Annotated in this window: 9 protein-coding genes; 3 read left to right on the top strand and 6 right to left on the bottom strand. The window is 73.8% G+C overall.

Annotated elements, in window-relative coordinates; translation table 11 throughout:
* Positions 1-114 precede the first annotated feature (114 nt).
* Entirely contained in the window at positions 115-6,231 is a 6,117-nt protein-coding gene (locus tag WME89_RS06870; RefSeq protein ID WP_438008436.1) for an AAA family ATPase, read from the top strand.
* A gap of 43 nt (positions 6,232-6,274) precedes the next feature.
* Here the strand turns inward: WME89_RS06870 and WME89_RS06865 are convergent, their stop codons facing one another.
* The 4 genes from WME89_RS06865 to WME89_RS06850 form a co-directional block, all read right to left on the bottom strand.
* A complete protein-coding gene (locus WME89_RS06865) occupies positions 6,275-6,922 on the bottom strand; it encodes a hypothetical protein (RefSeq protein WP_438008435.1) in 648 nt (215 codons plus the stop codon).
* 63 nt (positions 6,923-6,985) lie between these two features.
* Positions 6,986-8,071, bottom strand: a complete 1,086-nt coding sequence (locus tag WME89_RS06860) for a response regulator (protein ID WP_438008434.1) — start codon at positions 8,069-8,071, stop codon at positions 6,986-6,988.
* 241 nt (positions 8,072-8,312) lie between these two features.
* On the bottom strand, positions 8,313-9,362 hold the full coding sequence (locus WME89_RS06855; RefSeq protein ID WP_438008433.1) for a DMT family transporter: 1,050 nt from the start codon (positions 9,360-9,362) through the stop codon (positions 8,313-8,315).
* A gap of 232 nt (positions 9,363-9,594) precedes the next feature.
* A complete protein-coding gene (locus WME89_RS06850) occupies positions 9,595-10,497 on the bottom strand; it encodes a DMT family transporter (RefSeq protein WP_438008432.1) in 903 nt (300 codons plus the stop codon).
* A gap of 619 nt (positions 10,498-11,116) precedes the next feature.
* On the opposite strand from WME89_RS06850, the gene WME89_RS06845 reads away from it, so the two are divergent.
* The gene (locus WME89_RS06845) at positions 11,117-11,689 is read left to right on the top strand and encodes a hypothetical protein (protein ID WP_438008431.1); all 573 of its coding nucleotides are present in this window, start codon (positions 11,117-11,119) and stop codon (positions 11,687-11,689) included.
* Complete coding sequence (locus WME89_RS06840; protein WP_438008430.1) at positions 11,644-12,033, top strand: hypothetical protein; 390 nt, start codon at positions 11,644-11,646, stop codon at positions 12,031-12,033. The genes WME89_RS06845 and WME89_RS06840 overlap by 46 nt, the downstream gene beginning before the upstream one ends.
* A 468-nt stretch (positions 12,034-12,501) precedes the next feature.
* On the opposite strand, the gene WME89_RS06835 is transcribed toward WME89_RS06840, so the two are convergent.
* The gene (locus tag WME89_RS06835) at positions 12,502-13,452 is read right to left on the bottom strand and encodes a quinone oxidoreductase family protein (protein ID WP_438008429.1); all 951 of its coding nucleotides are present in this window, start codon (positions 13,450-13,452) and stop codon (positions 12,502-12,504) included.
* A 113-nt stretch (positions 13,453-13,565) separates the two neighbouring features.
* On the bottom strand, positions 13,566-14,525 hold the full coding sequence (locus WME89_RS06830) for a protein phosphatase 2C domain-containing protein (protein ID WP_438008428.1): 960 nt from the start codon (positions 14,523-14,525) through the stop codon (positions 13,566-13,568).
* Positions 14,526-14,544 lie beyond the last annotated feature (19 nt).

Below are 14,544 nucleotides of genomic sequence, written 5' to 3'. Positions count from 1 at the left end.
CGCTGCGTCACACCCGCACAGCAGCGCTCCGCCGGCCGTCCACCCACGCTCGCCGCGGCGAGCTCGGCCGCAGGAGGCGACACACGCCGCGCGACTTCGGCGAAGATGGGGCCGATGGATTACCGGCTGGGGGAGGTGCTGTACACCGGCGCGGAGACGCGCGTCGTGGCGGGCGTTCACCGGAGCAGCCAGGCGGCCGTCGTGCTGAAGATCCCCCGCCACGAGCTGCCGGACGACAGGGTCGTGGCGCGGCTCCGCGGCGAGCACGCGCTGCTCCGCGAGCTCCACATCCCCGGCATCGTCCGGGCGCTGGACCTCGTGCCCCACGGCGCCGGGGTGGCCCTGGTGCTCGAGCGCTGGGGGGATGGCTCGCTCGAGCGCGCCCTGGCGAGCGGTCCCCTGCCGCTCGAGGCCGCGCTGCGCCTCGGCGCCGCCCTCGCGCGGCTGCTCGGGCAGCTCCACCGCCGGGGCGTCATCCACCGCGACATCCAGCCGCAGAACATCCTCGTGAACGCCGCGCGCACCGAGGCGCAGATCATCGACTTCGGCCTGGCCACGCGGCGGGCCGCGGCGGGCGACGCGGGGGACGTGGGCGGCGCGGAAGGGGCGGCGATCGGGGCGCTCGCGTACATGGCGCCCGAGCAGACCGGCCGGATGAAGCGCAGCGTCGACGCGCGGGCGGACCTCTACGCGCTGGGCTGCACGCTCTACCAGATGCTGACCGGCAAGCTGCCGTTCGAGCTGACCGACGAGCTCTCGCTGATCCACGCGCACATCGCCCGGAGGCCGCCGCCGCCGCACGAGCGGGCGCCGGCGCTCCGGATCCCCGAGGTGGTCAGCGCCATCGCGATGCGGCTGCTGGAGAAGAGCCCGGAGCAGCGCTACCAGACCGGCGAGGGCGCGGCGCGCGACCTGGAGCGCGCGCTCGAGGCGCTGCGCGAGACCGGAGAGATCCGGCCGTTTCCGCTCGGCGCGCGCGACTGGGAGAACCGCATCCGGAGGCCGTCGTGGCTCTTCGGCAGGGAGCGGGAGCAGCAGGCGCTCCGGGAGGCCCTCGCGCGCGCGCGCGGCGGCGCGACGGAGCTCGCGCTGTTCTCCGGGCCGTCCGGCGTCGGCAAGTCGGCGCTCGTCGGGGCCCTGCGCGACGAGGCGCGCCTCGCCGGCGGCCTCTTCGCGGCCGGCAAGTTCGATCGGCTCCAGCGCGGCACCCCGTACGCGGCGCTCGCGCAGGCCTTCCGCGCCATCGCGCGCCGGAGGCTCTCGGACAGCGCGGAGGCGCTCGAGCGCTGGGCGACGGCCGCCCGCGCCGCCCTCGGCGCCAACGCGCGCATCCTCGTCGACATGGCGCCGGAGCTCGCGCGCATCCTCGGCGAGCCGCCGGCGCTCCTGGAGGTGAGCCCGGCCGAGGCGAAGCACCGCTTCCAGCTCACCGTGCAGCGCTTCGTCCGCGCGACGGCGACCGCCGAGCACCCGCTCGTGCTGTTCATCGACGACCTCCAGTGGGCCGACGCGCCCTCGCTGGCCCTGCTCGAGGCGATCGCGACAGACCCGGAGATCGGGCACCTCCTCCTGCTCGGGGCTTACCGCGACGGCGAGGTGGACGGGGCGCCCCCGGCGCGCGCGCTGCCGCCGCTGCGCGCGCTGGTCGAGGCGACCCGGGCGAGCGGGCGGCGCGCGGAGGTGCGCGCGCTCGGGCCGCTCGACGAGCAGGCGCTCGTCGAGATGGTGGACGACATGCTGCGCGGCGCCGGCAACGAGGTGCGGGCCCTGTGCTCGCTCGTGAGGGCGAAGACCGACGGCAGCCCGTTCTTCGTCGAGCAGTTCCTGCGGGCGCTGCACGAGCAGCGGCTGCTCCTGCGCGACACCTACACGGGCAGGTGGTACTGGGAAGCGGAGCGCATCGAGCGGGCCGCCGTCACCGACAACGTCGTGGCGCTCCTGACGGAGAAGATGGGCCGCCTCCCCGAGGAGCCCCGGCGGATGCTCGTCGCGGGGGCGTGCGTGGGCGCGGACTTCGAGGCCTCGCTGGTGAGCGCCGCCGCGGGGCTGCCGCCCGAGGCGCTGCGGCGAGCAGCCGAGGCGCTGCTGCAGGAGGGGCTCCTCGTGGCCTCGAGCGACGGCGAGGGCGAGGCGTACGCGTTCGTGCACGACCGGGTGCAGCAGGCCGCGTACGAGCTGCCCGGGGGCGACGAGCGCCCCGGCCTGCACCTGGCCCTCGCGCGCGCGCTCGACCGGCGCTGGTCGGCGCGCGGGGGAGACGCCGAGCTGTTCGCGCTCGTCCATCACTACCTCCGTGCCGCGGGGCACCTCCGCGAGGCGGCGGAGCGGCGCCGCGCGGCCGAGCGCTGCCTCGCCGCCGGGCTGCGGGCGAAGGCGGCCTCGGCCTACGCCGAGGCGGTGCGGTTCCTGCGGGCAGGGCGCGAGCTCCTTGGCGGCGACGGGGGCGCGGCCGACGACAGCGGCGCGGCGGTCCCCGACGCCGGCGCCGCTGCGGTCCCCGACGCCGGCGCGGCGACGGTCGCCGATCATGGCGCCGCCGCGGTCCCCGACGCCGGCGCGGCCACGCTCCCCGACGGCGGCGCCGCCGCGGCGCTCGACTTCGAGATCCTGCTCGCGCTCGCGGAGACCGAGTGGCTCGCAGGGCAGCCCGAGGCGGGCGAGCGGCTCTTCGCGGCGTGCCGGGAGCGGGCCCGGGACGCTGTCGCGCGCGGGCGCGTGGCGCTCGCGCAGGTGCCGCTGCTGACCGTCGCCGGGCGCTACCCCGAGGGCGTCGGCGTGGGGCTCGCCGCGCTCTCGGAGCTCGGCTGGTCGTTCCCGCGCGAGCCCGAGGCGCTGGCGGCCTTCTTCGCCGCCCAGACGGCGCGCATCGCGCCCCTCATCGCGGCGATGAGCCCGGACTCCTTCCGCGCCCTGCCGCGCTGCGCCGATCCGGTCGCGCGCGTCGCCGGCGAGCTGATCGGCGCCTCCATCACGGCGGCCGCGCTCAGCCAGCCAGACCTCGCGGCGAGCCTGATCTTCGCGATGCCCGAGATCGCCCTGGTGCACGGGCTGTATCCGCGCGCCGTCTACGGCCTGAGCATGAGCGCTGTCGTGCTCACCGGCGTGCTCCAGGACCTGCCCCTGGGCGCCCGGTGCGTCGAGCTCGTGTACGCCGCGCGCGCCACGGAGGGCCTGCTCCTCGCCGGCGCCCTCCACACAGGAAACCTCGCCGGCCAGCTCGTGCACCCGGACCTCGCGTTCGTGCACGCGCAGTGGCGCGACGTGCCCGAGATCGGCTTCCGCGAGGGCGCGATCACCCACAGCGAGGTCAGCCAGGTCGTCCTCCCCGCCGCGCAGATGGCCGCCGGGGCGCGGCTGTCGAGCTGCCCGATCCCCGCCGCGCCCTGGCGGGACAGCATCGCCGGCCAGAGCGCCCCGGCGTTCCGCGCCGTCCACCACCTGCTCACCCGCGCCGACGAGGCCGACGTGCGGGGCGCGATCCGCCGCGTCGCCGCGCTCCCGGCCTCCTCGCCGATGATGAGGGTCATCGTGCTGGGCTCCGCCGCGTTCGCCGCGGCCCACCTCGGCGAGGACGGCGAGGCGCTGCGGCTCGCGCTGGAGGTGAGCTCCCTGTGGACGGCGGGCTGGTGCAACCCGCCCGCCCTCTGGAGCCTCGAGATCCTGGCGATCCTCGGCGCCGCGCCGCCGCCGCCCGGCGACCCGGCGGAGGACCGCGACCGCCGCGCCGCCCTCGCCGACCAGCGCGCGCGGCTCGAGCGGCTCGCGGCGTTCAACCCGGCGACCTTCCGCCACGCGCTCCTGCTCGCCGAGGCAGGCGAGGCGCGGGCGGCGGGGCGGCACGAGGAGGCGGAGCGCCTCTTCGACGAGGCCATCGAGCACGCCCACCGGCAGGGCTTCGTCCACGCCGAGGCCCTCGGCCTGCGCCTCGCGGGCGAGCACCTGCTCGCGCGCGGCCGGGCGCGGATGGCGCGCGCAACCCTGCGCGACGCGCACGGCGCCTACCTGCGCTGGGAGGCCACCGGCGCCGCCGTGGCCCTGCGCCGCAGGCACCCCGAGGTCTTCGCGGCGGTCGAGCCGGCCTTGGCCGAGCCGGCCGACGCCGCGGCGCCGCCGGCCCCGGCGCGCAGGGCGGCGCGCGCGACCGTCCGCGCGGCCAGCCAGATCGACGTCGTCTCGCTGCTCGAGGCCGCCCAGGCGCTGGCCAGCGACAGGGATCCGGGCTCGCTCATCGCGCGCATGATGCGGCTCCTCGCCGAGAACGCCGGCGCCGAGCGCGCGGTCCTGGTGCTCGCGCGGGGCGATCACCTCGTCGTCCGCGCGGAGCTCACCGTGGAGCCCGAGCGGATGACGCTCCACCGCGACGAGCCGGCCCTGAGCTCGGCGCTCCTGCCCGCCACGGCGGTGCGCTACGTGGCGCGCAGCCGCGAGCCGCTGGTGCTCGGGCGCGACGGCGGCGACGGGCGCTTCGACGACGACCCCTACCTCCAGCCCCGCGGCCCGGCCTCGCTGCTGCTCGTGCCGCTGCTCCACCAGGGGCGGCTCCTCGGCGTGATGGTGCTGGAGCACGCGGGCGTCTCGGGGGCGTTCCCCGAGGCGCGGGTGCAGGTGGTCTCGCTGCTCGCCGCCCAGGCCGCGACCGCCGTCGAGAACGCCGCGCTGTACAGCGAGCTCTCGAGCTCGCACCAGCGCCTGGAGCAGCTGGTCGAGGAGCGCACCGCCGAGCTCAAGGCCGCGAAGGAGGCGGCCGACGCGGCGAGCCGCGCCAAGAGCGACTTCCTCGCGAGCATGAGCCACGAGCTGCGCACGCCGCTCAACGGGATCCTCGGCTACGCGCAGATCCTCGAGCGGCTGGAGGGGCTGTCGCCGCGGCACCTGCGCGCCGTGCAGATCATCCAGTCGTCCGGCGAGCACCTGCTGACGCTGATCAACGACGTGCTCGACCTCGCCAAGATCGAGGCCGGCAAGCTGACCCTCTCGCCCGACGAGGTGCACTTCCCGTCGTTCGTGCAGGCGGTGCTCGGCATCTGCCAGGTGCGCGCCGAGGCGAAGGGCCTGGCCTTCCTGTTCGAGCAGGAGGGCGCCGCGCTCGGGGCGGTGATCGCCGATCAGAAGCGGCTCACGCAGGTGCTGCTCAACCTGCTGGGCAACGCGATCAAGTTCACCGAGCGCGGCCGCGTGGTGCTGCGCGTCGCGGCGAGCGAGGCGCCCGGGGGGCCGCTGGCAGGCGCGCCGCGGCCGGTGCGCTTCCGCGTGGAGGACACGGGCCCCGGCATCGCGCCCGAGCACCTCGAGCGGATCTTCGAGCCGTTCGAGCAGGTGCCCACCGGGGGCGCGCCGGTCGAGGGGACGGGCCTCGGGCTCGCGATCACGCGGCGGATCGTGGATCGCATGGGCGGCACGCTGCGGGTCGAGAGCCAGCCTGGGGAGGGCAGCGTGTTCGAGGTCGAGGTGCCGCTCGCGGACGCGCGCGCCGCCCCGGCCGCCAGCGCGCCGGCGACCCAGGCCGCGGGGCGCTGGGCGCGGGTGACCGGCTATGCGGGGCCTCGCCGCGCCGTCCTGGTCGTGGACGATCAGGCCGAGAACCGGGCCGTGCTGCGGGACATGCTCGCCCCGCTGGGCTTCGTCGTCGTCGAGGCGTCCGGCGGCGGCGAGGCGCTGGCGCTGGCGAGCGCCCGCCGGCCCGATCTCGTCGTGATGGACCTGGCGATGCCGGAGCTCGACGGCATCGAGACGACGCGGCGGCTGCGGAGGCTGCCAGGGCTCGCCTCGGTCCCGGTGATCGCGTCGTCGGCGAGCGCGTCCGAGGGCGACCGCGCGCGGGGCGCCGGCGTGGGGTGCACCGATTTCCTGCCCAAGCCCGTCCAGCTCGGGGCGCTCCTCGAGCAGCTCGAAGACCACCTGGACCTCGCGTGGACGCGCGCCGGGCCCCCGCCGCGCGCGGCGGCGCCCGCCCCCGCGGCGCCGGGCGCGCTGCCCGCCCCCGCCGCGCCGGGCGCGCTGCCGTCGGCGGAGGTGATCGCCGGGCTGCTCGACCTCGTGAACCGAGGCCGGATCAGCGGGCTGTTGCTGGAGCTCGAGCGGCTCGAGCGCGAGGACGCGCGCCTCGGCCCCTTCGTCGACGAGCTGCGCGGGCTGGCGAAGGGCTTCCACGTGGGCAAGCTGCGCGACGCCCTCCGCGCCGCCGCTGGCCCCGCGCCCCCGGTGGACGTCGCTCCGGGCCAGGTCGGCTGACGAGCTCAGCCGCCGAGTGAGGCGCCATCAGCGCATCTTGCCATCAGCGCATCTTGTAGAGCACCGCTCCCACGGCCACGAACCATGCGGTGAGCAGCGCATGACAGAGGAGCGTGGGGACGGGCCCGATGAGATATGGATATGCGCCAACGAGATCGGCCGCGCTCGTCGCCATGCCGAGATACGGGATCCATCTCCCGTAGATTCCGCGCCTCATCGCCAGGCTGAGCACGAGCGTCGCGACACCCAGCAGGATGCCGGTTGCGTGCAGGCCACCGTAGAAGACGGCGATGACGAGCGCCGCCACGTCTGGCGTGCTGATGCGTATGCCGTACACAGGATAGACGAGGCGACCGTGAACGATACACAGGACGGCGAGGACCGGAACCACCACCGCCATGATCCCGCAAGCTGCGTCCGTCGTGGCCTTGTGGGTGCCAGCGAGGCTCGAGTACAGGGCGATCACGGCCGGCACCATGAGCATCGCCGCGAAGAACAGCACCTCGTTGGCGATCGCGAGGAGGGTCGCCTGCGAGGCGGTCCATGCGAGGATCTCCGCTCCGCTCGAGGGAGGCGGACCCGCGATGAGGTCGAGCAAGCCCCTCAGGAGAAACAGAAGGCCGCTGGCGACGAACGCCGCTCCCCCGAGCCTGTAGCTTCCCTTCGGTTGACGCGGTGTGGTTGATGTCATCTGGCGGCGCGCCCCTCAGGGGAACGAGGTGAAACCACTGGGCCTCCGCCGCGCGCGGCCGGCTTACCCGCGCGCCGCGTGGGCTGGCGCGCGGTGCGGCGACGCGCCGGTCTTGCTCATGGCGTAGGCGATGCCGCCCTGGAGCGTGCTCTGCGTCACGACCCCCTCCATCTCGGCGCCGAGCGCCACCAGCTCGCGCGCGACGTCGGGGCGGATGCCCGTGATCACGACGCGCGCGCCGAGCAGGCGCACCGCTCGGGCGGCCCGCGCCAGCGTCTCGGCCACGCGCGCGTCGACCTGCGGCACGCCGGTGATGTCGAGGATCATGACCGCCGCCCGGCGCGCGCTCACCCCCAGGGTCGCGGCGTCGACCAGGCCCTGCGCGCGCTCCTCATCGATCGCGCCGATGAGGGGCATGATCAGGATCTGGTCGTCGATGGGGATGATGGGCGTCGACAGCTCGGCCAGCCTCGCGGCCTGCGCCGCGATGACCTGCGCCTGCAGCGCCGCGCGGGCCTCCTCGAGCGCCTGTCGACCGGCGAGCTCGAGCGCGAATCGCTCGTTCGCGCGCTGCAGCTCCCGGGTGCGCCGCTCCACCGTCCCCTCGAGCTCCGCGACCACCCGGCCGAGCGCGTCCGTCCGCTCCGCCACCCGCCGTTCGAGCTCGTCCTTCAGCCTGGCGAGCGCCCCTTGCGCCGCCGCGCGCTCCTCGATCTCGCGCTCGAGCTCCGCGTTCTTCCTCGCCAGCGACGTGAGGGCGCCGCGCAGGGCGAGCTGCGTCTTCACGCGCGCCAGGAGCTCTTCGCGCTCGAACGGCTTGGTCACATAATCGACCGCGCCGAGGCGGAACCCGCGCAGCTTGTCGGACACCTCGGCATGTGCGGTGGTGAAGATGACCGGAATGCTGGCGGTCGCCGGCCTGGATTTCAGCCGCTCGCAGACGTCGAACCCCGTCATGCCCGGCATGGTCACGTCCAGGAGGATGAGATCGGGAGTCTCGTATTCGAGTCGTTCAAGCACCATGGGACCGTCGGTCGCAACGCAGACCTCGATCCCCGCCGACTCCAGCGTGCTCGACAGCACCTCGAGGTTCACGAGAACGTCGTCTGCGACGAGCACGAGCCCGGGCGACGGCTGATCAGTCCCCATCCCTCACCTCTCCCGATCGCTGCGCGCGAGCGCTGCGGTTCCCCCGGGCGCGGGCGCGATATCGCGTCTCCGTGACCGCGGTTGCATGGTCACGTACCCGGTTTCTGCTGTCAAGCGCCTCACACCGCGCCGACATCGGCCGGGATCGACGCCCGCGCGGGGCGCAGTGGGCGTGAAGCTCAGGCCGCGCGGGGCGGGCACGGCGAGGGCGCGAGTCGGCGCGACTGGCGAGCTCCGCAGCTCATGCCTTGAAGGGCGGGCTGCGCGCCGGCTCGGGGCTCGGGACCTCGGCGTCGGGGCTCGCGCTGAGCAGGGCGATGCCCGGCGCGGGGGCGAGCGCGTCCCCGTCGCGGGCCGGCGGCGCGGGCCGCGGGGCGGGGCCGGCGTGCGGGCGGGGCGCGGTGGCCACGATGGTCACGCCGGCGAGGAGCACGAGGCCCGCGACGGCCGTGCGCGCGCCGAGGGCCTCGCCGAGCTGGGCCCAGGCGAGCAGCGCGACAAGGGGCGGCCGCAGGAAGACGTAGATGGCCACCAGCGTCGGCGAGGCGCGCCGGAGCACCCAGGCATTCACGGCGTAAGCGAGGACCGTGGGCACGAGGACGCAGAAGGCGACGAGGAGGGCCGCCGGCGGGGACCACGAGGGCGCCTCGCGGACGAGGGCGACGCCGCCGACCGGCGCGAACAGGAGCGCACCCCAGCCGAACACCCAGGCCATGACCGTCACGGTCCCGAGGCGCTCGAGCGCAGACTTCGCATGAAGGACGTAGATGGCGGTCGAGAGCGCATAGACGAGCGCGAACGAGTCGCCCAGCCTGGGGATGGCGAAGCCGGTGAGCATGGCGGCCCCGAAGAGCGCGACCGCGGTGCCGGCGCCGGCGCGCTGCGAGAAGCGCTCGCGGCCGGTGAGGGCGGCGAGGGCGGCCGTGAGGACGGGGATCATCGCGATGAGCAGGGTCGCGGAGACCGCCGAGGTGATGCGCAGGCCGACGAGGAGGAGCGTCTGGTTGCAGACGACGCCGAAGAACGCGAGCACGGCGAGGTGGAGCGCGTCCGCGAGCTGCGTGACGCGCGGCGTCCGGAGCGCGAGGTGCGCGCCGGCGAAGACCACCGCCCCGCCGAGGAAGCGGGCCATGGCGAGCGCGGTGGGCGAGACGTCGTGAGGCGGGCTCATCGCGAGCTTGCCCTCGACGGAGAGCGACGCGAAGGCGAATGTCGCGAAGAAGAGCGCTGCGTGGATGCCGACGGAGGCGCGGCGCGCTCCAGGAGGCTCGGGCGAATCGTCGGTCGTCACGGGAAAGGCTCGCTCCTCGGCAGGGAGCTCCCGGCCCGCGAGCGCGGCCTTCGCCGCCGCCGCCGACCGCGCGCGGGACGCGCCTGCCGCGGCGCGGGTCGTCTCCCCCGGCCGGCGACGGTACCATGAGCGCACCGAGCGAGGACAGGGCGCTCCGGGGCAGCGGCGGAGTCGATGCGGAGCTCATCTCACGTGTGTGTACGGACGCTCCTTTCCACGGACGGTGGCTCGCTCAGGCGATCGCCGCGCCCCTGGGGACGCTCTGGCTGATGAGGCAGCCGGCGAGGACGAGGATAGAGGCGGCGTACTGGCCCGGGGTGAGCTTCTCGCCGAGGAACACCCGGCCGATGAGGAGGGAGAAGACAGGGATGAGGTTGATGAGGGGGGCGGCGTGGACCGCGGGCACCTTGCTCAGCGCATAGTTGTAGAGGGCGTAGGCGCCGAGCGACACGAACACGCCGAGATAGAGCACGGCCAGAAGGGGCCTCTGGGCCAGGGCGAGCTCCGCGATGGGCGGGCCGGGCGTGATCAGCATGAGCGGAAGGAAGAAGACCGCGCCGACGAGGGCCTGCACCGCGGTCAAGAAGAGCGGCGGATAGCGCGGGGCGAGCCGCCTGCTCGAGATCGTGTATCCGGTGGCGAAGACCACGGCCACGAGCTCGAGGAGGTTGCCCAGGATGGGCTCGGGCGCGAGCCCGGTGGCCTCTCCCGCGACCGAGAGCCAGGCCGCTCCGGTGACGGCCACCGCGAACCCCGGGAGCATGCGCGGGGGCAGCGTCTCCTTCAGGGTGAACCGCGCGGCCAGGGCGATCAGGAGCGGCATCATGGCCACGATCATCCCGGCCTGCGAGGCGCTCGTCTTCGTGAGCGCCCAGGCCTCGAAGATGAAATAGAGGCACGGCTCGAACAGCGCGAGGAGCAGCAGCTTCCACCAGTCGCCCGGAAAGTAATGCTGGCGGATGCCTCTGAGCCTGCCGCTCAGGAAGATGAAGCAGGCGCTGGCCACGGCCAGGCGGCCGAAGTTCAACGCCATGGGCGAGAAGGCGAGCAACGCGTACTTCTGGGCCGCGAACGAGGAGCCCCAGAGGACCATCGACAGGATCAGGGCGGAGAGGGGTAACCAGGCAGAGGGCATCGGAGGTCGCGGTCTTTCGTGCTCCCGGAGCGCACGAGGCGGCAGGTACGATGAGGAGCCCGGGGCGAGGGAAGCTACCTCGGCGGAGCGCGGAGGGCACGCCCGCAAGGCCTGCCGCTCGCCCGGCACGCCTCCGTGGCCGGGAGCGCGGTCGCGCCGAACAGACTCAGATGGACGGCGGGCCAGACGTCTGGCCACGCACAGCCAGACGTCTGGCCACGCACAGCCAGGCGTCTGGCCACGCACAGCCAGACGTCTGGCCACGCACAGCCAGACGTCTGGCCACGCACAGCCAGACGTCTGTGGTGCATCCAATGACGTCGGTCGTCGCAGCCAACCCCGTGCTCAACCCAGGGAGAAGCGCCGACGCGTATCGCGCGTCGCGAGGTGCTCGGCGCCCTCGCAAGCGAGGACCGGCGGCAGATCGTTGCTTACTTGCGTCACGAGAAGGCCGTTGCGAAAAATGACGCGAGTTCTTTTTCCTCCCGGCCGACACGGATGTCCGTAATTGACGTCCTGGATACCGCGGTGGCGTCCCGATGCACGAATGCATGCGCAGCCCCGGATCCCGGCGATACAATCTGGCTACGACCATCGACGTCTGCTATCGCGCGGCGTCATGGGTCAGCCGGACCAGTTCGCCAAGATGACGTTCGCCCAGGAGACCGAGCGCATCACCGGCGGCGCGGCCAGATGGGAGGACCCACCCGAGATCAGGCTCGAGAAGGTCCAGTGTGATGGCTTTCTCGTGATCAGCCGCCCGGATCGTCTCGCACATCTCCCCGCGCCGTGGTCGGAGACACGGACCTGCGACGAGGTGGTCGTCGAGCTGAAGCTCGCGGGGGAGTATATCGACCGGCTCGCGGCGGAGCGAGCGCTGCTGCGCCGTCAAGCCAGGCAAGTGCAGCGCGCGGAGGAGCTCGGTCCGTCCTGGATGGGCGAGGAGCCGATCTGGGTAGTCGCTGCGCATCTGCCCATGTGGCTGAAGCAGGCCCGCAAGCCCGTTCGGTTCGCCCCCGGTTGTTACCGCGTCGAGCCGCTCGGGCACCTGTTCCTGTGGATTGCGGCCAACGAGCTCCCGCTGCGCGACGATCTCGTGCCGTTCCTGGTCGCCCGCTCGGGTCGAGCGCTCGACGAGTTCGCCCGATGGGTGGCGCCGCGAAGGTCGCCCCGGTGGGTGCTCGGCAGCTAAGATACCTCGCGATGTCGACGAGCGTGCGCAAGGAGCTTCTGTGGGAGTTCGAGCCGACTGAGGATCCCGAGATCATGGCTCGGGATCAGGAAATTTTCGAAGTCCTGCTCGAGGCCAGACCTCAGCTCGTGAAGCGGCTGCTCGAGGAGGGCCGTCGGGAGGCCCGCCTGGAGGGGCGCCTGATCGAAGCGCGCAAGGCCCTGCGCCGTGTGCTCGCGCGACGGCAGCTCGAGCTCAGCCCCGAGGACGACGCGCGCATCGAGGCGTGCGGCGACCTGGCGACGATCGAGCGGTGGCACGATCACGCCGTCATCGCGACGAGCGCCTCCGAAGCGCTGCAGTAACCCGGCAACGCCGCCGCTCAGCCGTCTGTAGGCCAGAGACGCCAGACCTGGAGGCCCGCGCCGCCATGGAGCGTCCAGAAGAGCGCGCCACACCCCGCAGATGCGGTCGCCAGAGGCTGGTCTCTCCATTGCAATGACGCAGCCTCGAGATGACGTCGCGCCAACCCCTCGCGCTCTCCACCCTCAGCGCACCTGCACCTCCGCGGCCCGGCAGCGCAAGCCGCCAGCCCCCCTCGCTGCTCCGGTTGCCGGCGCTCCTCGGCGCGGAGGTCTCGCTGTGGTACCGCTTCGTCCGCCGCCACCTGCCCGCCGTGGTGATCCCGGGGCTCGTGATGGCCGCGGCGGCCCTCCGCTCCACGGGAGCGACAGCGATACGACCTTCGGGCTCACCCTGCCGCTCCAGCGTCGAGCCGTCGTCGCGAGGCGTGGAGAGCCGCTCGACCGTCTCCCTCGCGCGGCCCCGGCAGCTCAATCCACGCGAAGGGCGAGCTTGCCGAGGTAGTGGGCGCCGAGCGCGATGTGGGCTTCGGCGGCCTCGGCCAGGGGAAACGTCCGGGCGATATGTACCTCGAACGGGCCGCGGGCGATCAGGCGGTTGAGCCGCGCGATGACGTCCGCGTCGGGCTCGCCGTTGTAGCTGCGGCGCTGGACGGCCGGGCGGGCCAGGGGCTCGGGCTGCACGCCGCCGGGATACGCGACGCGCCCGCCGTCGCGCACCGCGAGCAGCGCCTTCTCGGCCGCCTCGCCGCCGGCAGTGAGCAGGGCGGCGTCGAGCCCCTCGGGCGCGAACGCACGCGCGGCCGCGAGCACGTCGCCCTTGCGCCCGTCGACCGCAATGTCCGCGCCCAGCCGCTCCGCCAGCGCCGTACCGTCATCGCCCGAGGCCACCGCGAGCACCCGGGCGCCCATGCGCCTGGCGAGCTGAACCGCCATGTGCCCGACGCCGCCGCTGGCGCCGAAGATCATCACCGACTCGCCCTGCTCCAGCCCGAGCGTGTCGTCCAGGCCGCGCAGCGCGGTGATCCCCACGCCTCCCATCACCCCCGCCTGCTCGACCGTGAGGTCGCCGGGGAGCGACGAGACGAGATCGGAATGGACGGCGGCGTACTCGGCGTAGAAGCCACCTTTCGGGTTGAGGAAGCCGAGCGCGTATACCCGGTCGCCCTCGCGAAAGCGGCGGACCTGCTCGCCAACGGCCGCGACCGTCCCGGCACCTTCCGAGCCGAGCACGTACGGAAACCGGGGCTCAAGCCCGAGCAGCTGGGCGTAGCCCCCCTCGCGCTCGAAGGGATCCCACTCGCCCACGCCCGCGACCTCGACGCGAATCAGGACCTCGTCCGGCCCGATGGCCGGCACGGGGAGCGCTCGTAACCCGAGCGCCTCGGGACCGCCAAACCGATCGATCGCAATCGCTCGCATCGTGTCCCGCCTCGGTTGATCCATGGCTGACCTCCTGTTCGGGTTGGTAACGTTCTCGCTCGACGCAGCGACGGTCTACCGCGAAGCGAGGCGCCGTCCACAGCCGCGGCAGGCTACCCGATGCGCTCGCCCAGCACCACGGCGACATCATCCTGCAGATTGCCGGACGGCAGCGTGACCGCCTGGATCAACGCCTCGACCGCCGCGCGCAGGTCGCCCGTGCGCGCAAGGGCGCTCATGCGCGCCGGCGACGTGTACTTCAGGAGGCCATCGGTGGCGACAAGGAGGCGCCCCGAGAGCGGCTGGCGATGGATGCCAGCGGGCCTGCACGCGCCGCTGCCGACCAGCGGCTTCCGGTGCTGTCTCACCGTCAGATCGACCAGCCTGTCGGGCTCGACGAGGAGCGCGCCCGAGTCGCCCACGCTGGCGCCCCAGAGCTCGCCCCGGCTCACCTGGACGACGACGAGGGTCGTCTCGCCGCACCTCGGCTCCGCCTCCAGCTCACGGTCCAGTCGCTGGATGCGCTGGCACCAGGCTCCGGAATCGAGCTCCGCCTCGGCGCCGAGCGCGGCCATCGCGCTCGCCGCCGAGCGGGCCGCGGCTGCGCCACCCGCTGTCCCGCCGGCGCCGTCAGCGACCACCACGGTCCACCGATCGCCGCGGCAGGTGAGCTCGAGGCGGTCCTCGTTCGCGCTCCCCGCCACGCGGCGCGACCAGAAGCGCATCCACCCCGAGGGAGGCTCGATGAGCTCGTGGTCACCGCCGTCCTCCGACGGCGTGATCTCCACCTTCTGAACGACGTTATCCCGGAACCACAGAGTCGCGCCTTCATCGAGGCCGCACCGCGCGCAGCCGACCTCGACGAGCCCGGGGACGGTGACGAGGCCGCCGACATTGTCTCCGTGGTCGGAGAGCGGCGCCAGGCGCCCGGGCGGATCCGACCAGCAGATGGCGTCACCGAGCCTGTACTCGTGCTGCCAGCAGTGGCCGTAGGTGTACTGGATGCGCCATTCCTGGGAATGGCCGCAGCCGGGGCAGCTGGCCTGAGCGACGACGACATCGAACATTCCCATCTCGCCTCGCGACCGCCGC

Origin of the sequence: Sorangium sp. So ce321 (genome assembly GCF_051530195.1) — a bacterium.
Lineage (GTDB): Bacteria > Myxococcota_A > Polyangia > Polyangiales > Polyangiaceae > Sorangium.
Note: the sequence above shows the minus strand (reverse complement) of the source record. Positions and strands in the feature narration are given on the sequence as shown.

Excerpts from the sequence above, each read along its gene's own strand:
- WME89_RS06860 (WP_438008434.1), bottom strand. The coding sequence starts at position 8,071 with ATGGGGACTGATCAGCCGTCGCCCGGGCTCGTGCTCGTCGCAGACGAC.
- WME89_RS06865 (WP_438008435.1), bottom strand. The coding sequence starts at position 6,922 with ATGACATCAACCACACCGCGTCAACCGAAGGGAAGCTACAGGCTCGGG.
- WME89_RS06850 (WP_438008432.1), bottom strand. The coding sequence starts at position 10,497 with ATGCCCTCTGCCTGGTTACCCCTCTCCGCCCTGATCCTGTCGATGGTC.
- WME89_RS06830 (WP_438008428.1), bottom strand. The coding sequence starts at position 14,525 with ATGGGAATGTTCGATGTCGTCGTCGCTCAGGCCAGCTGCCCCGGCTGC.
- WME89_RS06835 (WP_438008429.1), bottom strand. The coding sequence starts at position 13,452 with ATGCGAGCGATTGCGATCGATCGGTTTGGCGGTCCCGAGGCGCTCGGG.
- WME89_RS06840 (WP_438008430.1), top strand. The coding sequence starts at position 11,644 with ATGGGTGGCGCCGCGAAGGTCGCCCCGGTGGGTGCTCGGCAGCTAAGA.
- WME89_RS06870 (WP_438008436.1), top strand. The coding sequence starts at position 115 with ATGGATTACCGGCTGGGGGAGGTGCTGTACACCGGCGCGGAGACGCGC.
- WME89_RS06845 (WP_438008431.1), top strand. The coding sequence starts at position 11,117 with ATGGGTCAGCCGGACCAGTTCGCCAAGATGACGTTCGCCCAGGAGACC.